The following is a 26,915-nucleotide window of genomic DNA, read 5'->3' on the forward strand; positions in this document are numbered from 1 at the left end:
GTGGCGCTCAGTCAAACTTCATGCTGCGCGGGAAGCCGTAAGGGGGGCGTTTGCCCACGCCTGCGCGCTTGCCAAGCCAGTCGGAGAGGTCTGTCTCGGTGCGGGTCTTGCCGCCGCCCATGGGCCAGCTGAGGCCCTCGGCCCAAGTGAATGTGGTGAGGTCTGATAGGCCACCGTCAAGCTCCAGCGCGCCTTGTTTGCCGCGCGCCATATTATATTTTTGCAAGCGCACGCCCTTGCCGCGGCCGAGCTCTGGCAGCTCGGACACGGGGAAGACGAGGAACTTGCCGTTCTGGCTGACGATGGCGACATGATCGCCCGTGAGCGGCTTGCAGATTGCGGCGCGCGTATCGTCTTTGACGTTGAGCACCTGTTTGCCTGTCTTGGTCTGGGCGATGACCTCGTCTTCGGGCACGACAAAGCCGTTGCCCTCGGAGCTGGCGACCACGAGTTTGCGGCCCTTATGATGCACGAAGAGCGAGACGATTTCGGCCTCGTTGGGCAGATCGACCATCAGGCGCACAGGCTCGCCCATGCCGCGCCCACCGGGAAGATTGACGGCGGAGAGCGTGTAAAAGCGCCCGTTGGAGCCCATCAGCACGATCTTGTCTGTTGTCTCGGCGTGAAAGGCAAAGCGCGGGCCGTCGCCATCCTTGAACTTGAGCTCACGGGTCAGATCAATATGGCCCGACATGGCCCGGATCCAGCCCATTTGCGAGCAGACAATCGTGACCGGTTCTTTCTCGATCATCGCTTCCAGCGGGACGTCCTCAACAAGGCCCGCCTCGGCAAAGACGGTGCGGCGCGCGCCGCCTTCATAGTCTTTGCCGAAGGTTTTCTTGGCGTCTTTGAGCTGGTCGGCAATGGCGGCCCACTGCAACGCCTCGCTTTCCAGCAGGTCTTCCAGCCCGGCGCGCTCTTGCATGAGTTTGTCGCGCTCGGCCACAAGCTCCATCTCCTCAAGCTTGCGCAGGCTGCGCAAACGCATGTTGAGAATCGCATCGGCCTGCGGCTCGGTGAGGCCATCTTCGCCGCTCTGGGCCGGGCTGACATAATCGCGCTCATCTGTGGCGCGGGTGAAGCTCTGGCCCCAGTCTTCGCGCATCAGCGCCGCCTTGGGCGCATCATCATAGCGGATGATGTCGATCACGCGGTCCAGATTGAGGAAAGCAATGATGAAGCCTTCGAGCACCTCAAGGCGCGCGTCGATCTTTTCCATGCGGTGGGTGGAGCGGCGCAAAAGCACCTCGCGGCGAAAATCGAGGAAGGCGCGCAGCACCTCTTTCATCGAGCAAACCTTGGGGGTCACCCCGTCGATCAGCACGTTCATGTTCAGCGAGAAGCGCGTCTCCAGATCGGAGTTGCGGAACATCATGTTCATCAGCACATCCGGATCGACATTCTTGGAGCGTGGCTCCAGCACGAGGCGGATGTCATCGGCGCTTTCGTCGCGCACATCGCCGAGGATCGGGATTTTTTTGAGCTGGATCAGCTCGGCGATCTTCTCGATCAGCTTGGATTTCTGAACCTGATAGGGAATTTCGGTGACGATGATCTGCCACTGGCCACGGCCCAGATCTTCGACCTCCCATTTGGCGCGCAGGCGGAAAGAGCCGCGCCCTGTGCGGTAGGCCTGCGCGATATTCTCGCGCGGCTCAACGATTGTGCCGCCTGTCGGAAAGTCGGGGCCGGGCACGAAATTGAGCAAGGTATCGTCGCGCGCGTCGGGTGTCTTGATGAGATGCAGGCAGGCATCGACCAGCTCGGCAATGTTATGCGGTGGAATGTTGGTCGCCATGCCCACCGCGATGCCTGTGGAGCCGTTGGCGAGCAGATGCGGGAAAGTGGCCGGCAGCACGGCTGGCTCTTCTAAGCGGCCATCATAGTTTGGCCGGAAATCAACCGCGTTTTCCGAAAGCCCGTCGAGCATGCTTTCGGCTACGATTGTCATGCGCGCTTCGGTATAGCGGCTGGCGGCGGGGTTATCGCCGTCGATGTTGCCGAAGTTGCCCTGCCCGTCGACCAGCGGGTAGCGCACGTTGAAGTCCTGCGCGAGGCGCGCCATGGCGTCATAGATCGCGGCGTCCCCATGCGGGTGGAAATCACCCATCGTGTCGCCCGAAATCTTGGCGGACTTGAGGAACCCTCCTGTTGCGTTCAGCTTCAGGCGGCTCATGGCATAGAGAATGCGCCGGTGCACCGGCTTTAACCCGTCGCGGGCATCTGGCAGGGCGCGGTGCATGATCGTGGAGAGCGCATAGGTGAGATAGCGCTCGCCAATGGCGCGGCGCAGCGGCTCAAGGTGCTCGGCCTCGGGCGTGTCTTCATCATCCAGCAAATCGCTCATGCGTTTTTCTTAGAGCCTTTTGCGGGCGGATTGAATCCCAAAATGCAGCTTAACGTGGCATTTATACAAAGCGGGGAAAAACATGGGCAGATTCTCCGCTTTTGGCATCGCGAATCGTGTAGGCTGCTGGCAAAGATCTGCTGTGTTTGTTTGGGGGGTATGCGCCATGTGGCGGTTTATTGTGGTGACATTCGGCGCCTTGTTTCTGGCATTTTACGAAATGAGCGGAGGCGCTGACTACCAGCCCGCAGAGGGCTCTCGCCAAGCCTTAGCGGCAGCGGCGCAGGTGGCAGAGGCGCCAAAGAGTTCGGCCCTGCGCACCTCCTCATCACGCCCAACGGCGGCGCGCGCTCTTGCCCCCAGTGGCACAAACAAACCCGTTGTGGGCCAGGCTCCGTCGCAACAAGCGCTCTCGGGCGGCAGCGAAAACCTGGTGCTGGCCTCTGCCAGTGGCCGCGCCGGGCCACAGCCGGCGAAACCGGCAGCCACGCTCACCGCGCTCAAGCCGGTCAGCCCGCTTAAGGCCAATACCCTTACCGCTCTCAAACCCAAGCAAGATCTGCGTCAGATCAGTGGCAACAGCGTCAACTTGCGCCGGGGCCCCGGAACGCGCTTCAATGTGGTGGGACGCCTGAGCCGGGGCGACAGCGTTCAGGTGCTTTCCAAAGAGGGCACATGGGTAAAACTGCGCGTGACCGAGAGCGGGCGGATCGGCTATGTGGCCGACTTCCTGCTCAGCGACCCAAACTGAGCCTTGTCCGCCCCGTCGCAGGCGCGTAAGCCACTGTCATGAGCAAATCCATTCTGATCACCGGCTGTTCTTCCGGCCTTGGCTATGACGCCGCCCACGGGCTGGCCAAACGCGGCTGGCGGGTCTTTGCCACCTGCCGCAAGGAGGCCGATTGCGCGCGGCTGCGCGACGAGGGGCTGGAGAGCTTTGTGCTCGATTATGCCGACAGCGCAAGCATTGACGCCGCTTTGGCCGAAGTGCTGGCACGCACGGGGGGCACGCTGGAGGCGCTATACAACAATGGCGCCTTCGCCCTGCCCGGCGCGGTGGAAGACCTGCCGCGCGCGGGGCTGCGCGAGATCTATGAGACCAATCTGTTCGGTGTGCACGAGCTGACCTGCAAGGTCATCCCCGTGATGCGCGCGCAGGGGCACGGGCGGATCATCAACTGCTCTTCTGTGCTCGGGCTTGTGCCGATGCGCTGGCGCGGGGCCTATTCCAGCACCAAGTTTGCCCTTGAAGGCCTCACGGACACCCTGCGCATCGAGATGCGCGACACGCCTTTGCACATCATCACCATCGCGCCGGGGCCGATCACCTCGGACATCCGCAAGAACTCGATCCCGCCGTTTGAGCGCTTTGTCGACTGGCAGTCCTCGGCACGGCGCGCGCAGTATGAAGAGAGCCTCATGGGCCGGCTTTATGAGAGCCGCGGGCCAGACCGCTTTGAGCTACCAGCCTCTGCCGTGACGGCCAAACTGATCCATGCGCTGGAAAGCGCACGGCCCAAGCCACGCTATTTTGTCACGACACCGACCTATCTGATGGCGGCGGCGCGGCGTCTGTTGCCAACCCGCGTGCTTGACTGGCTGATCGCGAAAGGCTGAGGCGGCGCTCGCGCCAGACAATAAACACGCCCCCCGCAACGATGAGCAAAGCGCCGGGGAAGAGATCGGCCCAAGGGGCTTCATCAAAGAACAGCCAACCAAGGCCAAAAGCCATCGGGATGCCAAAGTAGCTGAAGGGGGCGAGATTGCTCTGCTCTGTCATGCGGTAGGCCATGATATAGAGTAGCACAGCCACCCCGCCAAAGCCGCCCATGAGCGCGACTAGTGCCAGATCTGCCCAGCTTTGCAGAGGGCTGAAGCCGCCCCACGCCAGCGCAATGAACAGAGAGCCGAGCAAGGCACAGCCCGAGGAATAAACATTGACCAGCGGCGTGACCACATCATCGTCAAAGAGCCGCGCGGTGATCGCTGTGGTGGCGTAAAGCGCGGCAGCCCCAAGCGGCAAGAGCGCGGCCGGCCCGAAGGCCTCGCTGCTGGGCCCAACCACAAAGACCACGCCGAGAAAGCCCACGCTCACCGCAGCCCAGCGCAGGGGGCCGACACGCTCGCCCAGCAGCGGCCAGGCCAGAGCGCTGGCAAAAATCGCGGAGGCATAAGAGAGCGTGGAGGCTGTGGCGAAGGGCATGAAGGCCAGCGAGGCGTAAAACATGAGCTGGGCGCAAGAGACGAGAAACCCGCGCAGAAAGCCAAGCTTCCATTGGCGGATATAGTAGCGTCGCCCCGCTGCGCGCCACGCCGCAGAGGCATAAAGCGCTATAAAACTTGGCAAAAGGCCAAAGACATTGCGGTAGGCCGAAAGCTCTGCCGCAGTGTAGCGCGCCGAGAGATATTTGATCACCAGCCCCATCAAATCAAAGAACAACAGGGCCAGCAGGCACAGCAAAATCGCCAAGACAGTGTTGTCGCCCGCGCGCGGGCCTGGGGGATGTTTCATTGCCAGACCCTAGCGGCAGTTTGACCCTTCCGCCAGATTTACCCTCGCAATCCGCGCAAAAATCTCTAGATGGGAAGAAACCCATTTGAAGGGAGCCGCACCATGGCCAAAGACCCGCTCTTCCTGCTCGCCGCTGCCGCTTGCGTTGCCGTGCTGATCATCTTGATGATCGGCGTTGGTGGCTTTGCCAAAGGTGGCGAATTCAACCGCAAACACGCAAACCGCATCATGCGCTGGCGGATCGGGGGGCAGTTTATTGCCGTCGCCCTGATCCTGCTCTTCGTCTGGATGCGCTCAGGAGCCTGAAATCATGGTTGTTCTCAACAAAATCTACACCCGCACCGGCGATAAAGGCGATACGGCTCTGGGCAACGGCATCCGTGTGGCCAAGCACTCCGCCCGCGTCACAGCCTATGGCACCTCAGACGAGCTCAACGCCACCATCGGCGTGGCACGGCTCCATGCAGAGGGCGAGATAGATATGGCGCTGTCGCGCATCCAGAATGATCTGTTTGACCTTGGCGCCGATCTTTGCACGCCCGACATCGGCAAAGATGACGAGGCCGAATATCCGCCCCTGCGGATGATCGAAGAACAGGTCAAACGGCTGGAAAGCGAGATAGACGCCATGAACGCGGGCCTGGAACCGTTGCGCAGCTTTATCCTGCCCGGTGGGACGGCCCTGGCCGCGCATCTGCACATCTGCCGCACGGTCTCGCGCCGTGCCGAACGGCTGACGACGGAACTTGCCTCCACCGAAGAAACCAACGAATGGGTCATCAAGTATCTCAACCGCCTGAGCGACTGGTTCTTCGTGGCCGCGCGCGTGGCCAATGACGGCGGCAAAGCCGATGTGCTCTGGATACCGGGCGCGAACCGCTGAAAGCGGCGCAGCACCCTCTCCTTCTTCTGGTCAAAAATACCTAAGCACCCGCCCCGCGCGGGGCGTTCGCGGTTTGCGCGCCAACAGCCCCCGCACGGACGTGCGGGGGCTGTTGGGCCTGCCCCGCGCTGCAACATTTTCGCAAAGATCAGCGGCCAAAACCTCATAACGCGGCGTCCCTGAGACAAAACGTGACGATTTTGCTCTGTTACGCCATGGCCCGAGGCGATATTCAGGCCGAGGAACACTTGAGAGTCGCGCGAGCGGCCGAACGAAACCTTAAAGGAGTGAGAGCCAATGAAGGTGCTTGTGCCTGTCAAACGCGTCATCGACTACAACGTGAAGGTGCGCGTCAAAGCGGACGGATCGGGGGTTGATCTCGCCAACGTGAAAATGTCGATGAACCCTTTCGACGAGATTGCCGTGGAAGAGGCCATCCGCCTCAAGGAAGCGGGCAAGGCCGACGAGGTTGTGGCCGTATCCATCGGTGTGAAGCAGGCGCAGGAAACCCTGCGCACAGCCCTCGCCATGGGCGCTGACCGTGCCATTCTCGTTGTCGCCACGGAGGATGTGCATCAGGACATCGAGCCACTGGCTGTGGCCAAGATCCTGGCCAAGGTTGTGGAAGAAGAGCAGCCCGGCATCGTGTTGGCCGGCAAGCAGGCGATTGACAACGACATGAACGCGACAGGCCAGATGCTTTCGGCCCTGCTCGGCTGGTCACAGGGCACATTTGCCTCCGAGCTTGACGTGGACGGCGACAAGGCCATCGTGACCCGCGAGGTGGACGGCGGTTTGCAGACGATCAACGTGAAGATGCCGGCCATCATCACCGTTGATCTGCGCCTCAACGAGCCGCGCTATGCCTCGCTGCCCAACATCATGAAAGCGAAGAAAAAGCCGCTGGATGAAAAGACAGCTGCGGACTACGGCGTGGATGTGACACCGCGTCTTGCGATCGTCTCCACCACGGAGCCGGAAGCGCGCAAGGCGGGCGAAATTGTGGGCTCAGTGGATGAGCTTGTGGCGAAACTCAAAGAAGCGGGGGCAGTGTAATGTCGGTTCTCCTACTTGCAGAAGTAAACAATGGCGAGCTTGCCATGGACGCAACAGCCAAGGCTGTGACGGCGGCGCAAAAGCTTGGTGACGTGACTGTTTTGGCCTGTGGCGCCTCGGCTGCGGCGGCAGGCGAAGCGGCCGCGAAAATCAGCGGCGTAAGCAAGGTTCTCGTGGCCGAAGACGCAACCCTGGGCCACCGCCTTGCGGAGCCGACAGCGGCGCTGATCGTCTCGCTTGCGGGCGATTACAGCCACATCGTCGCCCCGGCCACCACAGACGCGAAGAACGTAATGCCCCGCGTGGCGGCCTTGCTCGACGTGATGGTTATTTCCGACGCCTCAGGCGTTGTGGACGCCGACACATTTGAGCGGCCCATCTATGCGGGCAACGCGATCCAGACGGTGAAATCATCGGACGCCAAAAAGGTTGTCACCTTCCGCACATCTACATTTGATGCAGCAGCCGAAGGCGGCTCTGCCTCGGTTCAAACCATTTCGGCAGCCGGTGATCCGGGCCTGTCTTCCTGGGTGGAAGACAAGGTTGCCGCGTCTGACCGCCCCGAGCTGACCTCGGCAGGGGTGGTTGTGTCCGGTGGCCGCGGTGTTGGCTCCGAAGACGACTTCAAGCTGATCGAGAGCCTTGCGGACAAGCTGGGTGCGGCTGTGGGCGCCTCGCGCGCGGCGGTGGACTCGGGCTATGCGCCCAACGACTGGCAGGTTGGCCAGACCGGTAAGGTGGTGGCACCTGAGCTGTATGTCGCAGTCGGCATCTCCGGCGCGATCCAGCACCTTGCAGGTATGAAAGACAGCAAGATCATCGTGGCGATCAACAAGGACGAGGAAGCACCTATTTTCCAGGTTGCGGACTATGGCCTTGTGGCCGATCTGTTCACGGCTGTGCCTGAGTTGATGGAAAAGCTGTAACGACAAAGGTGCGCAGTAAATGCGCACCCTACGCAACCGATAAGGCCCGCCAATTTGGTGGGCCTTTTTTTGTTGTTCTCAATCTTTCAAAGACAGCGTGTGCTCTCTGAGCCAGCTCATGAAGCCCCGGGGGTCTTTTTCCAGAAGCTCCATTTGCTCGTCTGTCAGAGGCGCGCCGACGACGGGGGCCTGATCCTTGTTGCAGCTGTGCACAACCTCATGCAGCAGTAGGCCCTGGCGCAGGGTCGCGGAGATGCGGTTGGCGATCTGATACCAGCGCGAGTTGGAGCCAGGAAAGAAGATCGGCACAACGCGCGCGCCGGAGCGGCGGATCATCTGGGCGGTGAAGACATTCCACTCGCGCTCGATGACAGGGCCGAAGGCCGTATCACTGGACGCCACGACGCCGGAGGGAAACAGCGCCACGAGCCCCCCCTCTTTGAGATGTGCCATGGCCTTGGCGCGCATTTCGACGAATTTTTTCTGTGCGTCATCCTCGTAGGGAAACGGCACCGGGATCATATATTCGGTGGCGGCTTCGTCTATCCCCGTCAGCAAAGCCCTGGTGAGGATGCGATAGTCATTGCGCACGCGGCCAATGAGATCGGCAAAAATCATCCCATCAACCAACCCGTGGGGATGGTTGGCAACAACCACAACCGGGCCATCTACAGGAATTCGGTCAAGCTGGTATTGGGGTGTCTTGAGCTCAATGCCCATGACCTTGAGCACCGCGGGCCAAAAGGCCTGCCCCGTGGGGGGGCCTTGCCGCTCGAACTTGCGCACAAGGCGCAGGATGGTGAGCTTGCCTGTGCACCACTCGATGGATTTGATCACGAGGGCTTTGGCGGGGCTGTCAAAGGAGTTCGCATAGGTCAGCGAACGACGGTCGTAAGTGTTGCTCACGACGGCCTCTTGGGTGATGACTGGCTTATCTTGCGCGTGCTCTACCACTGGTTGTCCCGGTTTGCGCAGACGCCCCGCGCCTACATATCCTCGCCAAACTTATCCGCCACCAAAGCCTCAAGCGCTTGTGCGAGCGCTTCGGCGTCAGGGCCCGAAGTCTCGATGTCAATAGAGCTTCCGCGCGCCGCTGCCAACATCAAAAGTCCCATGATGCTGTCGCCACTGGCGCTCATCCCGTCCTTTGAAACCTCGGCACGCGCATCAAAGCCTTCGACCACTTCGACAAGCTTGGCCGAAGCCCGGGCGTGAAGCCCTTTTTCGTTGATGATTTGCAACCGCTTCTGATGTGTCCCCGACATCATGGCGCCCCCTTTATGGTGTTAGTTACGCTCTAAGTAATTTGTTGGCTATCAATATATTTGCGCCCCGCATCCAGCGCCAAACGCACCGCATCGGGCACGGACATGTGGCGCGACTTGGCCAGTTTGATCAGCATGGGCAGATTGGCCCCATACAGAATGCGCCGGTTGTCACAGCGGCAGGCCATGAGCGACAGATTGGACGGCGAGCCGCCGAACATGTCGGTGACAACAACAACTCCCTCGCCCTGATCGACACCATCTGCGGCGGCGCAAATTTCTTCCTCTTTGGCGGGGCGGTCACAATCGGCTTCGATTGTCACCGCGCGCACGCCCTGCTGGCGGCCCACCACATGCTCGACAGCGGCAAGATACTCCTGCGCCAACCCCCCATGTGCCACAATCACTATCCCGATCACGCTTCCGGCCCCTCCGCTCGCGCCACGGCCTGCCCTTGCGCGGCCACCGTGTTGCGCTCCAATTCGCGGTGCCTCATTGACACCTGCCACCCCGCCTCTGCAAGCGATTTTGCCAAGGTTTCCGCTAGGGTAACTGAGCGGTGCTGGCCGCCTGTGCAGCCAAAGGCCAGTGCAAAATGAGTTTTCCCCTCGGCTTTATAGGCCGGCAGAAGTTCCAATGTGAGCGCCTTGACCCTGTCAAAGAAGCTCTGAAACCGTGGATCCGCCCGGACATAGGCCTGCACATCCGGCGCACGCCCATCGGCCGTGCGCAGCGCCCTGTCCCAATGTGGATTGCGCAAGAAACGCGTATCCAGCACCATATCCGCACCGCGCGGCAGGCCGCGCTTGTAGGAAAATGACTGCACAGACACCGAGAGCAAGGCCCCCGCCTCATAGCCCAGAAGCCGGGCCAGCTCGCCGCGCAGATCATGGGGTGAGAACTCGGAGGTGTTGACCAGAATATCGGCGCGGTTGCGCACGGCGGCCAGCAAATCCTGTTCACGCCGAATTCCCAAGGCAAGGTCATCACCCTGTGACAAAGGATGGCGGCGGCGCGTTTCGGAAAAGCGGCGCAGCAGCACATCTTCGGAACAGTCCAGATACAATAACTCTGCCTCAAAGCCGTGCTGCCCAATCGCCTCCTCCAAGGCCTCCAGCAACGCGTGAGCCGAAAAATCGCGATTGCGCACATCAAGCCCGAGCGCCAGCGGGCGAGTCAGCGGCGGACCATCCAGAAGGCGCCCCACAAGGCTGAGGGGGATGTTGTCAATCGCCTCATAGCCGAGGTCTTCGAGCGCCTTGATCGCCGTGCCACGTCCGGCCCCCGAAGGACCGGTGACGAGAACAAGGTTTTGTTGCGGCATCTGCACTCGGGGCCCTTTCATCGGCGCTTCTGTCAGGCGATACGTCCGCCCTTAAGATACTGAAGAATGGCCGCAGCAAAAGAGCGGCCCTCGCACTTGTGAACGGTGGGGAGCATCACCCCCATAAGTTCGGTGCTGCGCAGGGGCGGCAACCGGTCGGTTTCAACATTGTCGAGCTGGACCAGAAGTGCAAGGGGCGTTGGCCCGGCATCCTCGGCTTTTAGAAGGCCGACAAAGCGCGCCTCGATCTGACCGGCAATGGACCCGGGTGCAGAAGCGATAAGACGCCCGCCTGCGCGGGTGAGAATGACGCGATCATCAGAGACCAGCGCCGCCCCCAGAGCCATCAGCTCGAGCGCGAGCGCCGATTTGCCCTGACCGGACGCACCTGTGATCAACACCGCCTTGCCCCCGAGCGCAACGGCGCTGGCATGGACGGTTTGGGGCGCAGGGGCGGGTTGGGTGGATGTCATGGCGGCTACACCGGCAAGCCGACAACAAACCGCGCCCCAAGCGGTTCGGACGTCAGATCCGCATCTGTAGGACGGATATTTTCGGCCCAGATCACCCCGTCATGGGCCTCCACAATCTGTTTGGAAATGGCAAGGCCAAGGCCGGAGTTGTTGCCAAACTGTTGTTCGGGGCGCTCCGAATAGAAGCGTTTGAAGATCTTGGTGAGCGCGGCTTCAGGAATGCCAGGGCCCGTATCCTCGACCACGACAAGCACGCGGTTTTCACGCTGGCGGGCCCAGACCCGGATCGCATCGCCATCCTCGCAAAAGGAAATGGCATTGCTGATAAGGTTGACAAAAACCTGCGCAACCCGCGCTTCAAGCCCGGCAAGAATGATGGGTTGTTTGGGCAAGTCTGAAATGAAATCAATGCCTTTGGACTTGGCATCTTCCCCCAGGAACTGACAGAGATTGTCGAGCATTTTCAGAAGGTCAAACTCTTCTTGCTCTTCCTTGACCAGCTCGGAATCAAGGCGCGACGCATTGGAGATGTCGCTCACAAGCCTGTCGAGGCGGCGCACATCATGGTCGATCACAGAGAGAAGTTTGTCGCGCTGGTCCTCGCGCTTTGCAACCCGCAAAGTGCCGACGGCCGAGCGCAAACTGGCGAGCGGGTTTTTGATTTCATGCGCAACATCTGCCGCAAACTGTTCGTTGGCATCAATTCTGTCATAGAGCGCAGACACCATGCCGCGCAATGCGCCGGACAGGCGGCCGATTTCGTCGGGGCGGGCTGTTAGGTCGGGGATGCGAATGCGCCCGGGCGCAACATTGCGGCTGTCCCGGTCCCGGCCCAGCTCGGCAGAGGCTGCCAGATCGCTCAGCGGGTTGGCGATTGTCGAGGCAAGCACAACGCTGAGACCCACCGAGATGATCACCCCGACCAGAAACATCTGCAACACCCGCTCCCGCTCAAGGCGCACCAGATAATCGATCTCCCCGGAGGTGGAAGCAAGCACAATGACCCCGGCCACGGCCCCATCATGGGCAACCGGAGTGGCAACAATAAAGTTGCCACCTGTGTCGAGCGCGTTGTTGATCTGGCTTTGTCCGCTCATAGCCGGGAGGACAATGGTGCGCGCTTGCTCCTCTAGCGAAATGGCGCGCGCGGCACTATTCCCTCCGAAGGGCGCAGAGACAAGCGACCAGAGACGCGCCAATCCATTGGTTAAAAAGGTGTTTTCCTGTTCGGTATGAACATAGGCAAGATCGACGTTCAAGCCCCGGCCCTGCATCCTTGCGACCAGCGTTTCGGTGCGATCAAACAGCAGGACTTCCAGCCCTTCACGCAGGTCAAGGCCGTCGAGCGCGTGGGCCGGATCAAGCCCGTCGGCCGTGGCGAGAGTCACCGGCACGCCTCGCGGCATCTGCGCCTCGATCACATCGGCCACAAGCTCGGCCTCGCTGATAAGGGCCTTGGCCCGCTGAAGCGCCAGCCCGTCGCGCGACGAATTGAGATAAAGGATCCCTGCCAAGAGAAGGGACATGGCAATGAGATTGAAGGTGATGATCTTGCGCGCGAGCGGCGAGCGGCGCAGGGAAAAGAAACCGCGCCGCTCACGGCGCGCGCGAATATTCTCATCCACAGTGTTGTGAGGCACGACAAAATCATCGCCCAAAACAACATCACCATTACGCTCAGGTGCCAAGTTTTGCACCACCATACTCCCGGCCCGCCCTTGTTCGCCTTCGTTCTAGCTTGGCCCGCGCCCCGCTCCGGCGCAGTTTAACGCCCCCGCGCGCAAAGGCAAAGCCTGCCGGTGCCGCTTTACTCTTCGTTGTAGCGATACCCCACACCATAAAGCGTTTCTATCGCGGAGAAAGTATCATCAACGGAGCGCATTTTCTTGCGCAAGCGCTTGATGTGGCTGTCAATTGTGCGATCATCAACATAGACCTGATCATCATAGGCCACATCCATGAGCTGATCACGGCTCTTCACAAAACCAGGCCGCTGGGCCAGCGCCTGAAGCAGCAAAAACTCGGTCACGGTGAGAGAGACATCCTTGCCCTTCCAAGACACCGAGTGGCGCAGCGGGTCCATCCGCAAATCACCCCGCTCCATGACTTTGGTTTCTTCCGTCTCAGGCATGGCCTCGCCTGAAATCGCATCCTGACGGCGCAGCAGCGCCCGGATCCGCTCCACAAGGAGGCGCTGGGAAAAGGGCTTTTTCACATAGTCATCCGCCCCCATACGCAGGCCGAGCACCTCGTCAATCTCGTCATCTTTGGAGGTGAGAAAAATCACCGGCATGGTGGTTTTCTGGCGCAGGCGCTGCAACAGGTCCATCCCGTCCATGCGCGGCATTTTGATGTCGAGCACGGCCATATCGGGGAGTTTCTTGTTGAAAGCGTCGAGCGCTTGCTGACCGTCATGATAGGTTTCCACCTCAAAGCCTTCGGCTTCAAGACACATGGCTACTGATGTCAGAATATTCCTGTCATCGTCCACAAGGGCGATCTTGGACATTTTAACGTTCCTTATACTACTCGTACTGGCTACTTTTTTCATCCACCATTGCCTTTTTCGGGCGTGCAATCAATCCCTTGCAGCGAATCATCCGCGCTTTCGGCTCCATTTTGCAGCAAAAAGTGCTGAGAAATGGCTAAATTGTCTCACTTTCCCCAACAGAGCCCCCTGCCAGAGCAAAGATATCGGCTCTGGTTGCGCTAAAGTTGCGCTGATTGCGCTAACTGCGGCGTTGCGCTCTGTTGCGCCACAAAAGCCTCATGTTAAGAGCGTGCCAAGACTGGCCTTGCGCGCGCGGTGCGGGCCCACTTAAAGACCGCCCAAACAGGCCAAGGAGCATTTCGCATGACCACCGGACGTGTAAACCCCAAATTCACCCTTGAGGATCAAGGCATCACAGGGCTTGGCGCTGTTTACTACAACCTGATGGAGCCTGCCCTTGTGGAAGCGGCGCTGAAGAACGGCGAAGGCACTTTGGGACAGGGCGGCACCTTCCTTGTGACCACAGGCAAGTTCACGGGCCGCTCTCCCAAGGACAAGCATGTGGTGAAAACACCGAATGTGGCCGACAGCATCTGGTGGGAAAACAACGCCGAGATGAGCCCCGAGGGCTTTGATGCGCTCTATGAAGACATGATCGCGCATATGAAGGGCCGCGATTACTATGTGCAGGATTTGGTCGGCGGGGCAGACCCGGAGCTGGCCATAAACGTGCGCATGGTCACAGAGCTGGCCTGGCACAATCTCTTTATCCGTCACCTTCTGCGCCGCCCTGAGCGCGCAGCTCTTGACAGCTTCATGGCTGATTTCACGGTGATCAACTGCCCGAGCTTCCAGGCCGACCCCGCCAAGCACAGCTGCCGCAGCGAAACCGTCATTGCGATGAACTTTGATCGCAAGATGATCCTCATTGGCGGGACGGAATATGCGGGCGAGAACAAGAAATCTGTCTTCAGCCTGCTCAACTACCTCTTGCCAGAAAAAGGCGTGATGCCGATGCATTGCTCGGCCAACCACGCCACGGGCAACCCTGTGGACACCGCTGTTTTCTTCGGCCTCTCCGGCACGGGCAAGACAACGCTTTCGGCCGACCCGGCGCGCACGCTCATCGGCGATGACGAGCACGGCTGGTCAGACAAGGGCACGTTCAACTTTGAAGGCGGCTGCTACGCCAAGACCATCAACCTCAACCCAGAGGCCGAGCCCGAGATCTATGCGACCACGCAGAAGTTCGGAACCGTTATCGAGAACATGGTTTTTGACGAAGAGACCAAAGAGCTTGATTTTGATGATGACAGCCTGACCGCGAACATGCGTTGCGCCTATCCGCTGGAGTATATCTCCAACGCGTCGGACACGGCTGTGGGCGGCCACCCCAAGAATGTGATCATGCTGACATGCGACGCCTTTGGCGTTTTGCCGCCCATCGCGCGGCTCACCCCTGCGCAGGCGATGTATCACTTCCTGTCGGGCTTCACCTCCAAGGTGGCTGGCACAGAGCGCGGTATCACCGAGCCGGAGCCCACATTCTCCACATGCTTTGGTGCGCCCTTCATGCCGCGCCGCCCCGAGGTTTATGGCAACCTGTTGCGTGACAAGATTGCCAAGCACGGCGCAACCTGCTGGCTGGTGAACACCGGCTGGACAGGCGGGGCCTATGGCACAGGCTCGCGGATGCCGATCAAGGCGACGCGCGCGTTGCTGACGGCGGCGCTTGACGGCTCGCTCAACGATGCGACCTTCCGCAAGGACGAGAACTTCGGCTTTGATGTGCCTGTAACGGTGCAAGGCGTGGACACCGCCCTGCTCGACCCGCGCAGCACATGGGGCGACCGCGCAGCCTATGATGCGCAGGCTCAAAAACTGGTTGAAATGTTCTCGGCCAATTTCGAGCAATATCTGCCCTATATTGACGAAGATGTGAAAGCGGCCGCCATCGGCTGAGCGCTGGCAGACTTAGTCTCAAGCGGCGTCCTCCTTGGGGCGCCGTTTTTCGTTACCCCATCAGGCCGCGGCGCAGCAGGTTGAGCCCGGCAAGGAACAGCACAATCTGGGTGAGGCGGCGAAAGCCCTTCTGATCGATCCTGTCATGCAGCTTGAAGCCCAGCCACAGGCCCAGAACCGAGGGCACCAGCATGGCCGCTGAAAAGGGCAGCGTGCGGGCATTCAAAACGCCCGAACCGAGGTGGGAGATCAACAGGATGATCGCGCCGACACCATAGATCACACCCTGAATGCGCAGCGCTTCCTGCTTGGCCACGTCGCGCGCATTGAGATACATGACCGTGGGCGGCCCCCAAATGCCTGACACCCCGCCTAGGGCACCGGCAACCCCGCCAAACAGGGCTTCCAGCGGTTTGGAGGCCCCTGTGAAACGCGGCGACACGCCCATCAGCTGCATGGCTGTGAAAAGGCTGACCGCAAGCCCTATTGCCAGCAACAACACATGGCTTGGCACAAGGCTCACAAGCTGCGCAGAGACCAGCAGCAGCCCCGCCATGGCCATGAGAAACACCTTGTAAGCCCGGATCGAGGCCAGCGCCTCGCTTGGCCCTTGCCGAAAGGCTTGCAGCGCATTGGTGGCCACCGTCGGCAGGATAAGGCCCGCCAGCGCCAACTCTGGCGAAAGAAAGCTGGACAGACCAGAAATCATCACCATGGGCATGGCGAAACCGACCATGCCTTTGACTGTGCCTGCCACCAATGTCACAAAGAGCGCAAGTGCGAAGAGCTCGGGCGAGAGCCCGGAAAAAAACATATCCATCTTGGAATGTGTATCGTCGCTGAAAACGGAATGCACTCTAAAAATTCTTACGCAATTTTTGATCACTTTGACGCAGTGCAGCGTAGCAATATTGCGCTGCACCTGCAAAATAGATAAACCAAAGAAGACCAGAAAGAAGGCTGATTCACCGATGGACGGACACATGACAATGGCACAAAATACGCTTCTCCCCGATTTGCTTGGCCTCACGGCGGCGGCTGTGGCCCCGGCAGAAGCCCTGCTGGACGTGGCAATTGCCCGGGTCCGCGAGACCGTGAGCAAAGACGGACGGGTCTCCGCCAGCCTTCTGGAACAGAACCAAACTGCCGCCCATGGGCTGGCCTGGCTTGCAACCTATGTGGAAAGCCTGCGCCAGATGCAGAAATGGGCTGAAAGGCTGCAAGCCACAGGCCAGTTCGGCGAGATGGAAGCGCTCATTCACCAGATCGCCTTTGGCGAATACCTGCTGCAAATCACCGGCGGTATCCAGATGAACCAGGGCGAGGTGGTGCGCTTGCAAGATATCGGGCTGAGCCAAGAGGATGCACGCGGGCTGATGGGCCCCGAGGCGGCGCAGCTCTGCGAGCAAGGCAATACACAAGCGGCACGCATGGCGCTTGTGGCGCTCATGCAAGAGGGCAAGGCCGAGCTGACGTTTGGCAAGACGGGCCTGGACGAAGAGCTCGAAATGATTCGCGAGCAGTTCCGCCGTTATGCTTTGGACAAGGTCGCACCCCATGCGCACGAGTGGCACCTCAAGGATGAGCTGATCCCCATGGAGGTGATCGAGGAGCTCGCGGAGATGGGTGTCTTCGGCCTGACAATTCCTGAGGAATTTGGCGGTTTCGGCCTGTCGAAAGCCTCTATGGTTGTTGTCTCCGAAGAGCTGAGCCGCGGCTATATCGGCGTCGGCTCGCTGGGCACGCGCTCCGAGATCGCCGCCGAGCTGATCTTGGCCGGTGGCACGCAGGCGCAAAAAGAAAACTGGTTGCCCAAGCTCGCCAGCGCCGAAATCCTGCCCACGGCGGTCTTTACCGAGCCGAACACCGGCTCAGATCTGGGCGCGTTGCGCACGCGGGCTGTTAAAAACGCGGAAGGCGATTACGAGATCACCGGCAACAAAACCTGGATCACCCATGCAGCGCGCACCCATGTGATGACGCTTCTGGCACGCACAGACCCAGAAAGCACGGATCACAAGGGCCTGTCGATGTTTTTGGCCGAAAAGACCCCCGGTACCGACGAGGCCCCCTTCCCCACCGAGGGCATGACGGGCGGCGAAATCGAGGTGCTGGGCTATCGTGGCATGAAAGAATACGAGCTGGCCTTTGATGGCTTCAAGGTGAAGGGCGAGAACCTCCTCGGCTCCGAGGAAGGTCAGGGCTTCAAACAGCTCATGCAGACATTCGAGGCTGCGCGCATCCAAACTGCGGCGCGTGCCGTGGGTGTTGCACAATCCGCGCTCGATGTGGGGCTGCAATATGGCGAAGATCGCAAACAATTTGGTAAATCCCTGATCAGTTTCCCGCGCGTGGCCGGAAAACTGGCCATGATGGCAGTCGAAATCATGGTGGCGCGCCAACTCACCTACTTCTCGGCCTGGGAAAAGGACAACGACCGCCGTTGCGACTTGGAAGCCGGGATGGCCAAACTCCTGGGGGCCCGCGTGGCCTGGAGCGCCGCAGACAATGCATTGCAAATCCATGGTGGAAATGGCTTCGCGCTGGAATACCAGATCAGTCGTATCCTGTGTGACGCGCGTATTCTGAATATCTTCGAGGGTGCGGCAGAAATTCAAGCACAAGTTATCGCACGCCGTTTGCTTGGCTGAGACAGTTCGAATTTTTGCTACGCAAAAATCCGACCAGCTGGGGGCTTTGCCCCCAGACCCCCAAGGTATTTTGAACCAGAAGAAGCACAAGACCGTTTTTTTGCCCGTCGGGCTTTGTTACTCGCCTTGCACGTCTTTTTTATTGCCATAAATATCCTGGGGGTCCGGGGGGCAAAGCCCCCCGGCGGGTCGACGCGCCGAAGGTGCGGCGAAAGCTTTTAGCTCTTCTTCAGAGCCTGCCAAGGCATGGCCTTGCGCCTACGGTATTTCACTGTCAGCTCCGCATCCATGTCGCCCTCTTCCGGCACGCCAATGACGATGCCTTTTCGGCTTTTCGCAGAGCGGCGGGCCATCAGGCTGTCGTGGCTGATTGTGGTGCGCTGCGACACGCGGCGCGCCCAGGCGTTGAGTTTCTCATACATGACCGCAATCACCTCGGCATGGGCAGCACTTGCGCCAAGGTCCGTGAGTTCTTGAGGGTCGGTTTCAAGATCAAACAGCATGGGTCTGTCCCCGGTCTCGAAGTGGATGAGTTTGTAGCGGGTATCGGCGACCATATACATTTGCGCCTGCTCGATGCTGGCGCCTGTGAGCCGCGCTACGGGCGCGCCGGAGTAGTCGTATTCACAGATCACCACATCGCGCTGCGTGTCCGCTGCTATGCCATGCAGCAGTGGCACAAGGCTTTCGCCTTCCAGAACATGCGGCAGGGCCTCGCCCCCCGACATTTCCAGAAAGGTCGGCACAAGGTCGATGCTTTCCACCAGAGCCTCTGAGACCATTCCGCGGGTGGCGTCCGCTTGCGGCGAGGGATCATAGATGATCAGCGGAACGCGCACGCTTTGCTCATAAAAGAACGTCTTTTCACCCAGCCAGTGATCACCCAGAAAATCACCATGATCCGAGGTGAGCGCAATTACGGTATCTTCCCAGCGGCCGGTTTGTTTGAGCCAGTCAAACAGCCGGCCCATCTGATCATCAACTTGTTTGATAAGGCCCATATAGGCCGGAATCACCGCCTCGCGCACATCTTCGCGCGAGAAACTACGGCCCACGGGCGTATCCATAAAAGCCTTGAGCACGGGGTGGGCCTGCTGGCGCTCGGCCTCCGCGCGCACCACGGGCAGAACGTGTTCGGGGCCGAACATGGAGGCGTAGGGTTCAGGCACGATATATGGCCAGTGCGGCTTGATATAGCTCAGGTGGCAGCACCAGGGGCCTTGGGTGGCTTCCATAAACTCCATTGCGCGGGTGGTGAGGTAGGGTGTTTCGCTGTCGGGTTCGTCAATATTGGCCGCATAGGCAGAGTTTTTGAGGAACCAGCCCGAGATCACATTGCCCTCCTCATCCAGCGCCGAATTGGCAAAGTCGTGCCAGGGGTTGTCGCTCTCGTAGCCTTTGGCGCGCAGCCAGTCGTTGTAGGCCATTGCGCCGCGAGGGTCGTAGCTGCCATCGGGGCCCTCAGGCTTCATGCCATCGTCGCGCTCAAACACATCAAAGCCGCATTCCGCAACGCGCACGCCGATGACGGAATCCGGCTCAAGGCCAAGGCGCGCCATGCCGTCGGCATCGGCCTCCATATGGGTTTTGCCCACAAGCCAGCTGTTGACACCCACGGCGCGCAGATGGTCGCCCAGCGTCTGCTCGCCCACCTTGAGGGGGATTTTGTTGTTGGAGGCGCCGTGGCTATGCACATAGCGCCCCGTATAGGTGCTCATTCGCGAAGAACCGCAGATGGGCGACTGGATATAGGCACGGTTGAAGCGCACGCCTTGGGAGGCGAGCCAGTCGATATTGGGCGTGTGCAGATGCGGATGGCCATAGCAGCTCAGATAATCCCAGCGCAGTTGGTCAAACATGATGAACAGGATATTCTTTTTGGCAGCCATGGCAGCCCCCGCGAGCTTAGTTGATGTGTTAAGCATCTCTTACCGCAAAGAAACAGGGCCGCAAAGCTTTTGCTCTACGGCCCCTGATTTGCATCGGCTTTGGAGAACGTGCCCCTCAGGCCGCCCATTCCCAGGGGCGGGTAAAGCTGCCCAATACCTTGCCGACTTCCTCATCGCTGGCACCATTGGCGGCGAGCTGGGCGACGAGCCCACGCTTTTTGTCATCAACCACACTGGTGACGCGGGCTGCCACGCCAGCCTCTTCCAGCGCAGCGTTATAGACCCGCGTGATCGCGGATTTGCGCAGATCGGGTTTGAAGACCTTGCCAACGGCTGTCTTGGGCAGCTCGGACAATACCTCGATATGTTTGGGAAAGGCCGCGCGCTCGTGAATGTGTTTCTGGGCATGTTCCATGAGGTCTTCGGCTGTGACGGTGGCCCCGGCCACCAGCTCGACATAGGCGCAGGGCAGTTCGCCCGCGTGGGCGTCGGGCTGGCCGATGGCCCCTGCGAAAGCCACATCCTGATGGGCCAGAAGTGCGTCTTCGATCTCAGCGGGATCAATGTTATGGCCACCGCGTATGATCAGGTCTTTGGCACGGCCCGTGATCCAGATGTATCCCTGCGGATCTTTGCGTCCCAGATCGCCGGTGCGCAGATATTTGTCGTGATAGTAGAGATCCACATTCTTATCGGCTTCCGTATACGTGTTGCCGGCCCAAACGCCTGGCCCGGCCACGCAGATTTCCCCGATTTCATCGGGGGCGCACTCTTCGGGGCCGTTGCCTTTTTGGGCGATAATGCGCACATCCGTATAGGGAAACTGCAAACCAACAGAGCCCACACGTTTTTCTCCGTCAACCGGATTGATCGAGACCAGAACGGTGGCTTCCGTGAGCCCGTAGCCCTCAATGATCTGGATGCCGGTGGATTTGGTAAAGCGGTTGAAAAGCTCCAGAGGCATGGGGGCAGAGCCGGAAAAGGCATTTTTGACCTTAGACACATCTGCGTCGACAGGGCGTTGCATCAGCGCAGAGACGGCTGTGGGCACGGTGATGACAAACGTTGTGCCCCAGCGCTCGCAGAGCTTCCAGAAATTGTCAAACACGCCGTCACCGCGATACCCCGCCGGAGTCGGGAAGACTACATGGGCGCCCGATTTGACCATGGCCATGAGAATGACGTGGCAGGCAAAGACATGAAACAGCGGCAGCGGGCACATGACGCTCTCGTATTCGTCAAACAGCAGCTCATGACCAAGCCAACCCTGATAGATGATACCGGAATTCTTGTGTTGCGCGACCTTGGGCATACCGGTTGTTCCGCCAGTATGGAAATAGGCGGCCACACGGTCTACTTTGCGGTCTTCAAAGGTGAGGGTCTTTGGCTGTTTGGCCAGCTCGGCATTGAAGCTTTTCACGTCGGCGTGGTGGTTAACGGTCATCTTCGGGCGCAGAAGCGGGACAATCCAGCTCTTGGGCGGGGTGAGATAGCGGTTGAGATCGACCGTGAGAATGGTGTGCACGCCGGGCGCGTGCTTCACGGCTTCAGCGGTTTTCTGGGCCACGTCGGTTTTGGGGAAGTTCTTGAGCGTGACCACAACTTTGGCCTTGGTTTCGCGCAGGATGGCAGCGATCTGCTCGGCCTCCAGCAGCGGGTTGATCGGATTGACTATCCCCGCGGTCATTCCGCCCATGAGCGCCACAGCGGTTTCCGTGGCATTGGGCATGACCAAGGCGACAACATCGCCCTCGCTCACACCCAGGGAGCGGAACAGGTTGGCAGCTTGGCACGTTTGCTCGTGAAAGGCGCGCCAGCTCAGGGTTTCGGCCTTATCGGTGGGGCCAGACAAGAGCTGGTAGCTGACAGCCGGACGATCGGGGAATTTTCCGGCCGTGATGGCGAGCATTTCATATACGGTTGTCGGCTTGTCGCGTGCCTCCCAGGGCATTGCAGCGGTCATGTCCAGACTGTCTTGTAGCGTGCCAAACTTCATTGTGGTTCCTCCCTATGGCACTTTTTGCAAGTGCTCTGTGAAAGATATAGTGTCGCGGTTTGAAATGTCACGCAAGAGGCGCGGCGCAACGTCAGCTTGGAACCGGCGGGCCGACACTTGTATTTGCAACCGTGCCTTGTCTTTTATGCTATGTGCAATCTTTACCGCCCCGAAAAGGACACCTCAAAATGAAAATTGCAACTGCCGCCTACCCTGTGAGCTGGTGCCCGACTTGGGAAATTTACGCCCAGAAGCAACGCGACTGGGTTCAGCTGGCGGCCTCCAATGGCGCGGATTTGCTGGTCTTTCCTGAATATGCTGCGATGGAGCTGGCTGCGCAGGCTGGCGAGGCGGCCGCGGGCGACATTCAGGGCTCGATTGATGCGGTGAGTGCGCGCGTGCCAAAGCTGAACACGCTCTTCGGAGATCTGGCCAAAGAATTCTCACTGCATATTCTTGCGCCCTCTGCTCCGGTGCGCGAGGCGGAGCGCACCGTGAACCGCGCGACCCTGTTTACGCCTACAGGCGCGGCGGGCCATCAGGACAAGCAGATCATGACCCGCTTTGAGCGCGAGGATTGGGGTATTTCCAGTGGGGGGCCACTCAAGATTTTTGAGACCACTCTGGGCAAAATCGGTGTGCTGATCTGCTATGACAGCGAATTTCCCTTGCTGGCGCGGGCCTTGGTTGAAGCCGGGGCCGAGATTATCCTTGTGCCCTCCTGCACCGAAGCGCTGGAAGGCTATTGGCGCGTGCGGGTCGGCGCGATGGCGCGTGCGCTTGAAGGGCAGTGTGTGACGGTGATGGCCAGCCTGATCGGAACAGAGCCGCGGCTCTTTGGCGTGGAAAGCAACACCGGCATGGGCGGCATTTTTGCGCCGATGGATGAAGGCTTTCCGCCCACGGGTGTGATGGCCGAAGGCAGCCTCAACAAGGCCGGCTGGACCTATGCCACGCTTGATGCGGCCAAGATCGGCCATATCCGCGCGGATGGCCATGTTCTGGGTGTGCAGCACTGGAGCGAGCAGCCCGCCCGAGCAGGCGAAATCATAATCGAGCCGCTCCGAGCAAAATAGCCGTGAACGTCCTGCTGTTGGCGACTGCCTTGGGCGAACCAGCCAATAGGCCCGTGATTACCGCGCCTCACCGCGGTGCGGCGAGAAAAGCCCAGCCTAATTTACCCTTGCATAGCCAATGTCTGTCACAAAGAGGCGGTCAGACGTTAGCTTCGGGCTGATCCTGCCATGACGATACAGCCCCGTTTTGAAGAAAACGGTGCCCCCGTCCTGCACCAGCACAGGCTCGGAATGCACAGGCTTGCCATCTACGTAGATCGTCACGCCCGCACGCGCCTTATCGGTGTTGATGTCAACCGCAAGCTCCACCCAGCGTCCCTCGAAATCCTGCCGCGTAAAGCCGCCGAGACGGCGTATGTGATGCTGGTGATGACTTTTGAGGATACGGGCTGAAAGATGCCCGCTCTTGTCGAAGAAGATCATGACATAGGGCCCGCATTTGCAGTGTTTGGTATCCCACTGATGAACCTGAAAGATTGTCGTTTTGGGTGAAGTTGCATATCCCTTGGCCATACTCACATCAGCCTTGAAGATGTAGCGGCTGCCCTGCTGGAACTTCTGACTCTGGATTTCGGCGCGTTCAGAATGAGGGATGTTCTTGTTCGAATAGCCTGCGCCCCTGTCAGTGGGGCAATTGCCAACATCGCCATGATGCATGGTAAACACATATGTGCCGCGCTTCTTTTTCATCGAATGCGCTCCTGGATGCCCACCACAGGACGTCTTCAGGTTCAACCTTTTGAACTTCAATGAAAACGCGTCCGCGGGAACGTTGGTTGGCATCTTGTTCTCAGATGCCAAAGACACAGGCGCCGCCAATACAAGCCAAACAAGCGCAACAAGTTGAACCCTAAACATTCCGTGCCCCCCTAAAAACTGTAACCAAGGCAAAAATATATGAGTGGCACTTCAGCTTCAACCTCTCACCAGCCTTCAGCACTTTAAGGGCGGCGCGGATACCACGCTAAGAACCGGCCCTATAGGTTTCGGCCGTAAATCCGCATACAGGCGCTACACGTTATCCGCCTGACTTTGTGCCCGCGCTGCACTGCGCGAGCATTAGGTCTGCGGCACTAAGCCGAACGGCCCACGCGTGCGCGCAAAACCATTATCGAGAGGCTTATCGCAGAAAAGCCTTGAAAAACCTGCTCGATAGGCGCATTTAAGCCGCGCTTGCCAAGGGTGGCTTGCGAAACTCTAGGAGAGACCATGGCCAAGGAAGAACTGCTCGAATTCCCCGGTGTCGTAAAGGAACTCCTGCCGAATGCGACATTCCTGGTCGAGCTGGAAAACGGCCATACGATCATCGCACATACGGCAGGCAAGATGCGCAAGAATCGCATCCGCGTTCTGGCTGGCGACAAAGTCCAGGTGGAAATGACCCCCTATGATCTGACGAAGGGTCGGATCAACTACCGCTTTAAGTAGCGCGAAGCTTTGCTTCGCGCAGCGTGGGAAAGCGTTTTGTACTTTGCAAAACGCGGCCAGCGCCCCTAGCAGGTTGAGTGCCCATGACTGAAAAAAGCCCCACACTTATTCTTGGCTCAGGTAGCCCGCGCCGGAAGGAGCTTCTGGCGCAGATTGGCGTTATGGCCGATGATATCCGCCCGCCCGACATTGACGAAACACCGCTCAAGACCGAGCTGCCCCGCCCCTATTGTGCGCGGATGGCGCGCGAGAAGGCGCTGGCCGTGGCGGCTGCGCCAGAGGAGATCGTGCTCTGCGCGGATACCACGGTGGCGCTCGGGCGGCGTATCTTGGGAAAACCCGAGGACGCTGGCGAGGCGGAGCGTTTCTTGCGCGCGCTTTCGGGGCGCCGCCACCGTGTGATTACAGCCGTGGCTGTGAAAAAAGGCGCACGCCTCTGGGAGCGTGATGTGGTGACAGCCGTCAAGATGAAGCGGCTCTCGGACGCCGATATCGCCGGTTATATCGCCACAGGCGACTGGCAGGGCAAGGCAGGCGGCTATGGCATCCAAGGGCCAGCTGGCGCGCTGATCCCGTGGATTTCGGGCTCGTTCACTGCCGTTGTCGGGCTTCCGCTCGCGGAAACGGCTGGGCTGTTGCAAGCAGCGGGCTACCCGCTTTGGAGGGCATCATGAAGGGCCGTCAGATTATCCTTGACCACCTCGGCACACGCGAGGCCGCAGCGCTGATGGTGGACGGGCAGTTACATGACCTGCTCATCGACGCAGATGCGCCCCGCCCCGGCACGATCTACCGCGCGCGCGCGATGAAGCCTGTGAAGGGCCAGGGCGGGATGTTTCTTGAAACCCCCGATGGCAACGCCTTCCTTAAGCAGGTGAAAGGCATCGCCCCCGGCGAGATGCTCACCGTGCAGCTCACGGGCTATGCCGAAGAGGGCAAGGCGCTGCCTGTCACGGCCAAGCTACTGTTCAAATCGCGTTACGCAATTGTCACCCCCGATGCGCCGGGGCTCAACATCTCGCGCCAGATCCGGGATGACGACCGCCGCGATGCGCTGATGCTGATTGCCAAAGACGAAATGGCCGGGCTTGAGATGGGCCTGATCTTGCGCTCGTCTTGCGAGAAGGCGTCCGACGAGGACATCGCCGAGGATTTGCGCGCCATGGTCGATCTGGCCCAAACCGTGCTTGCAGATGCAGGGGACACGCCCGAGACCCTCACAGAGGGCGACGGCCCACATGTGCTGGCCTGGCGTGACTGGATCGAACCGGCTGATGTTGTCACCGAGGCGGGCAGCTTTGCCAGCCACGGCGTGCTGGAGGCGATTGATGCGCTCAAAGAGGTCCATGTGCGCCTCGCAGGCGGGGCTTCGCTCTACATCGAGCCGACCCGCGCGCTTGTGGCTGTGGATGTGAACACAGGCGCAGACAGCTCTTTCGCCGCAGGCACACGGGCGAACTTTGCCTGCGCAAAAGACCTGCCCCGCCAGCTGCGCCTGCGCGGCCTCGGCGGGCAGATCACGATTGATCTTGCCCCCATGCCCAAAAAAGACCGTCGCGGCTTTGAGGCCTCTTTGCGCGCCGCTCTGAAGGCGGACGGGATTGACACGGTTCTGGCAGGCTTCACACCGCTGGGGCACTATGAGTTGCAACGCAAACGCGCGCGCCTGCCCCTGGCGGAGCTGCTCACGGAGGTCACTGCATGAGCTGCCCAATCTGCTCTGATGAAACCGATGCGCGCTACAAGCCCTTCTGCTCGCGCCGCTGCGCCGACATCGACCTCGCCAAATGGTTGGGCGGGGGCTATGCGATCCCGTCCAATGACCCGGAAGACGCAGAAGAGCTTCTTGAAGAGCTTGAAAACCATGTTCCAAAGCCACACTGATTTTTTGCGTAAAAAGGCTCTGGACACCGCCCCTCCCCTCGCCTAGAACGCCGCTACCCAGAATGCTCGCGCATTCATCCCGTGCCCGGGTAGCTCAGGGGTAGAGCAGTGGATTGAAAATCCTCGTGTCGGTGGTTCGATTCCGCCCCTGGGCACCACTTTTACCAACAATATCAATGACTTAGCCAAGCGCAATGCGCGCTAAAGTTGTGTAATTCAAAAACACACCTTAAACACACTTTTTGCCGTGTTGCTGACTATTTTGACTGCGGATTCGCTGTGTTGAACACAGTGTTGGGTGTGGCTATGTTGCGGACACTGTGTTGGCAGATTTTTTTGGGCGGACGTGGTTTGGGACACGATTGGTGTAGTTACCAACACCGTGGGTGTTAGGAGGCCCCACACACCGACGTGGCCAATTTCAGTACTAAAAATATGACGAGTCGATCTAATGCTAGACTACGAGATCGCCTGTTATGGGCATCGTGTGACGATCTACATCATTGTATTCTTGCAAGAGAGGTCTTTGGCTGTCTAACCAATTTACCCCACGTTTGATATTTTCGTCTAGCATTTCGCTGTCTCTAACAACTATGGCAACAACTTCCTCTTTAGTCCGCATTAGACGGTGGTCACCATCAGCGAACGCTTGAGCGTGCCAGTCTTGGATATTTTGCAAGAATTCATCAAAACATTCAGGCTTGGGTTTGAAACGAACAATCGATAGTTTTTTTGGCATTTTTCAACTCCTT

At 59.5% G+C, this 26,915-nt stretch carries 27 protein-coding genes and 1 tRNA gene; 14 read left to right on the forward strand and 14 right to left on the reverse strand.

Translation table 11 applies throughout. The features are described from left to right. Nucleotides 1–7 precede the first annotated feature (7 nt). Entirely contained in the window at nucleotides 8–2,347 is a 2,340-nt protein-coding gene (gene parC, locus Q0478_RS13865; protein ID WP_298680272.1) for a DNA topoisomerase IV subunit A, read from the reverse strand. 166 nt (nucleotides 2,348–2,513) lie between these two features. On the opposite strand from parC, the gene Q0478_RS13870 reads away from it, so the two are divergent. Next, nucleotides 2,514–3,098 carry an SH3 domain-containing protein gene (locus Q0478_RS13870; protein ID WP_298680275.1) on the forward strand — a complete coding sequence of 195 codons (585 nt, stop codon included), beginning with the start codon at nucleotides 2,514–2,516 and terminating at the stop codon, nucleotides 3,096–3,098. Between the two features lie 38 nt (nucleotides 3,099–3,136). Beyond that, on the forward strand, nucleotides 3,137–3,964 hold the full coding sequence (locus Q0478_RS13875; protein ID WP_298680277.1) for an SDR family NAD(P)-dependent oxidoreductase: 828 nt from the start codon (nucleotides 3,137–3,139) through the stop codon (nucleotides 3,962–3,964). Here the strand turns inward: Q0478_RS13875 and Q0478_RS13880 are convergent. Beyond that, complete coding sequence (locus Q0478_RS13880; protein ID WP_298680279.1) at nucleotides 3,882–4,859, reverse strand: DMT family transporter; 978 nt, start codon at nucleotides 4,857–4,859, stop codon at nucleotides 3,882–3,884. The genes Q0478_RS13875 and Q0478_RS13880 overlap by 83 nt on opposite strands. 102 nt (nucleotides 4,860–4,961) lie before the next feature. On the opposite strand from Q0478_RS13880, the gene Q0478_RS13885 reads away from it, so the two are divergent. From Q0478_RS13885 to Q0478_RS13900, 4 genes are all read left to right on the forward strand, one after another. Then, nucleotides 4,962–5,165, forward strand: a complete 204-nt coding sequence (locus Q0478_RS13885) for a twin transmembrane helix small protein (protein ID WP_298680282.1) — start codon at nucleotides 4,962–4,964, stop codon at nucleotides 5,163–5,165. 4 nt (nucleotides 5,166–5,169) lie between these two features. Then, nucleotides 5,170–5,742, forward strand: a complete 573-nt coding sequence (locus Q0478_RS13890) for a cob(I)yrinic acid a,c-diamide adenosyltransferase (protein ID WP_298680284.1) — start codon at nucleotides 5,170–5,172, stop codon at nucleotides 5,740–5,742. Between the two features lie 297 nt (nucleotides 5,743–6,039). Continuing rightward, the gene (locus tag Q0478_RS13895) at nucleotides 6,040–6,798 is read left to right on the forward strand and encodes an electron transfer flavoprotein subunit beta/FixA family protein (RefSeq protein WP_298680286.1); all 759 of its coding nucleotides are present in this window, start codon (nucleotides 6,040–6,042) and stop codon (nucleotides 6,796–6,798) included. After that, on the forward strand, nucleotides 6,798–7,724 hold the full coding sequence (locus tag Q0478_RS13900) for an electron transfer flavoprotein subunit alpha/FixB family protein (RefSeq protein WP_298680288.1): 927 nt from the start codon (nucleotides 6,798–6,800) through the stop codon (nucleotides 7,722–7,724). Before Q0478_RS13895 ends, Q0478_RS13900 begins: the two co-directional genes overlap by 1 nt. Nucleotides 7,725–7,802: 78 nt before the next feature. Here the strand turns inward: Q0478_RS13900 and Q0478_RS13905 are convergent, their stop codons facing one another. The 7 genes from Q0478_RS13905 to Q0478_RS13935 form a co-directional block, all read right to left on the reverse strand. Beyond that, nucleotides 7,803–8,630, reverse strand: a complete 828-nt coding sequence (locus Q0478_RS13905; RefSeq protein WP_366914921.1) for a lysophospholipid acyltransferase family protein — start codon at nucleotides 8,628–8,630, stop codon at nucleotides 7,803–7,805. A gap of 80 nt (nucleotides 8,631–8,710) precedes the next feature. Then, nucleotides 8,711–8,989 carry an HPr family phosphocarrier protein gene (locus Q0478_RS13910; protein WP_298680322.1) on the reverse strand — a complete coding sequence of 93 codons (279 nt, stop codon included), beginning with the start codon at nucleotides 8,987–8,989 and terminating at the stop codon, nucleotides 8,711–8,713. Between the two features lie 32 nt (nucleotides 8,990–9,021). Then, complete coding sequence (locus Q0478_RS13915; protein WP_298680293.1) at nucleotides 9,022–9,408, reverse strand: PTS fructose transporter subunit IIA; 387 nt, start codon at nucleotides 9,406–9,408, stop codon at nucleotides 9,022–9,024. Further along, entirely contained in the window at nucleotides 9,405–10,313 is a 909-nt protein-coding gene (rapZ, locus tag Q0478_RS13920) for an RNase adapter RapZ (protein ID WP_298680295.1), read from the reverse strand. The genes Q0478_RS13915 and rapZ overlap by 4 nt, the downstream gene beginning before the upstream one ends. Nucleotides 10,314–10,345: 32 nt before the next feature. After that, nucleotides 10,346–10,786, reverse strand: coding sequence for an HPr kinase/phosphorylase (locus Q0478_RS13925; protein WP_298680297.1), 441 nt, complete (start codon nucleotides 10,784–10,786; stop codon nucleotides 10,346–10,348). A 5-nt stretch (nucleotides 10,787–10,791) separates the two neighbouring features. Next, on the reverse strand, nucleotides 10,792–12,489 hold the full coding sequence (locus tag Q0478_RS13930) for a sensor histidine kinase (protein ID WP_298680299.1): 1,698 nt from the start codon (nucleotides 12,487–12,489) through the stop codon (nucleotides 10,792–10,794). A 104-nt stretch (nucleotides 12,490–12,593) separates the two neighbouring features. Next, on the reverse strand, nucleotides 12,594–13,295 hold the full coding sequence (locus Q0478_RS13935; RefSeq protein ID WP_298680301.1) for a response regulator transcription factor: 702 nt from the start codon (nucleotides 13,293–13,295) through the stop codon (nucleotides 12,594–12,596). A gap of 345 nt (nucleotides 13,296–13,640) precedes the next feature. On the opposite strand from Q0478_RS13935, the gene Q0478_RS13940 reads away from it, so the two are divergent. Continuing rightward, the gene (locus Q0478_RS13940) at nucleotides 13,641–15,239 is read left to right on the forward strand and encodes a phosphoenolpyruvate carboxykinase (RefSeq protein WP_298680303.1); all 1,599 of its coding nucleotides are present in this window, start codon (nucleotides 13,641–13,643) and stop codon (nucleotides 15,237–15,239) included. Between the two features lie 52 nt (nucleotides 15,240–15,291). Here the strand turns inward: Q0478_RS13940 and Q0478_RS13945 are convergent, their stop codons facing one another. Next, nucleotides 15,292–16,095, reverse strand: coding sequence for a sulfite exporter TauE/SafE family protein (locus tag Q0478_RS13945; protein WP_366914922.1), 804 nt, complete (start codon nucleotides 16,093–16,095; stop codon nucleotides 15,292–15,294). Between the two features lie 133 nt (nucleotides 16,096–16,228). Between Q0478_RS13945 and Q0478_RS13950 the strand changes: the two genes are divergently transcribed. Continuing rightward, a complete protein-coding gene (locus tag Q0478_RS13950; RefSeq protein WP_298680325.1) occupies nucleotides 16,229–17,890 on the forward strand; it encodes an acyl-CoA dehydrogenase family protein in 1,662 nt (553 codons plus the stop codon). Nucleotides 17,891–18,108: 218 nt separating this feature from the next. Here the strand turns inward: Q0478_RS13950 and Q0478_RS13955 are convergent, their stop codons facing one another. Then, nucleotides 18,109–19,779, reverse strand: coding sequence for a sulfatase-like hydrolase/transferase (locus Q0478_RS13955; RefSeq protein ID WP_298680305.1), 1,671 nt, complete (start codon nucleotides 19,777–19,779; stop codon nucleotides 18,109–18,111). Nucleotides 19,780–19,894: 115 nt separating this feature from the next. Continuing rightward, nucleotides 19,895–21,775 carry an acyl-CoA synthetase gene (locus Q0478_RS13960; protein ID WP_298680306.1) on the reverse strand — a complete coding sequence of 627 codons (1,881 nt, stop codon included), beginning with the start codon at nucleotides 21,773–21,775 and terminating at the stop codon, nucleotides 19,895–19,897. A 188-nt stretch (nucleotides 21,776–21,963) separates the two neighbouring features. Between Q0478_RS13960 and Q0478_RS13965 the strand changes: the two genes are divergently transcribed. After that, a complete protein-coding gene (locus tag Q0478_RS13965; RefSeq protein WP_298680308.1) occupies nucleotides 21,964–22,851 on the forward strand; it encodes a carbon-nitrogen hydrolase family protein in 888 nt (295 codons plus the stop codon). A 96-nt stretch (nucleotides 22,852–22,947) separates the two neighbouring features. Here Q0478_RS13965 and Q0478_RS13970 read toward each other — a convergent pair whose 3' ends face one another. After that, nucleotides 22,948–23,541, reverse strand: a complete 594-nt coding sequence (locus Q0478_RS13970) for a heparin lyase I family protein (protein ID WP_298680309.1) — start codon at nucleotides 23,539–23,541, stop codon at nucleotides 22,948–22,950. Nucleotides 23,542–24,060: 519 nt separating this feature from the next. Between Q0478_RS13970 and infA the strand changes: the two genes are divergently transcribed. The 5 genes from infA (at nucleotide 24,061) to Q0478_RS13995 (ending at nucleotide 26,321) form a co-directional block, all read left to right on the forward strand. Further along, the gene (gene infA / locus Q0478_RS13975) at nucleotides 24,061–24,279 is read left to right on the forward strand and encodes a translation initiation factor IF-1 (RefSeq protein ID WP_008186030.1); all 219 of its coding nucleotides are present in this window, start codon (nucleotides 24,061–24,063) and stop codon (nucleotides 24,277–24,279) included. Between the two features lie 83 nt (nucleotides 24,280–24,362). Beyond that, nucleotides 24,363–24,953, forward strand: coding sequence for a nucleoside triphosphate pyrophosphatase (locus tag Q0478_RS13980; protein ID WP_298680311.1), 591 nt, complete (start codon nucleotides 24,363–24,365; stop codon nucleotides 24,951–24,953). Continuing rightward, entirely contained in the window at nucleotides 24,950–25,984 is a 1,035-nt protein-coding gene (locus Q0478_RS13985; RefSeq protein ID WP_298680312.1) for a ribonuclease E/G, read from the forward strand. The genes Q0478_RS13980 and Q0478_RS13985 overlap by 4 nt, the downstream gene beginning before the upstream one ends. Then, the gene (gene yacG, locus Q0478_RS13990; RefSeq protein WP_298680314.1) at nucleotides 25,981–26,163 is read left to right on the forward strand and encodes a DNA gyrase inhibitor YacG; all 183 of its coding nucleotides are present in this window, start codon (nucleotides 25,981–25,983) and stop codon (nucleotides 26,161–26,163) included. The genes Q0478_RS13985 and yacG overlap by 4 nt, the downstream gene beginning before the upstream one ends. Nucleotides 26,164–26,246: 83 nt before the next feature. Next, a tRNA-Phe gene (locus tag Q0478_RS13995) sits at nucleotides 26,247–26,321 on the forward strand. Nucleotides 26,322–26,617: 296 nt separating this feature from the next. Here Q0478_RS13995 and Q0478_RS14000 read toward each other — a convergent pair. Further along, entirely contained in the window at nucleotides 26,618–26,902 is a 285-nt protein-coding gene (locus Q0478_RS14000) for a hypothetical protein (RefSeq protein WP_089894211.1), read from the reverse strand. Nucleotides 26,903–26,915: the final 13 nt, after the last annotated feature.

Origin of the sequence: uncultured Lentibacter sp. (genome assembly GCF_937123735.1) — a bacterium.
Taxonomy (GTDB): domain Bacteria; phylum Pseudomonadota; class Alphaproteobacteria; order Rhodobacterales; family Rhodobacteraceae; genus Lentibacter.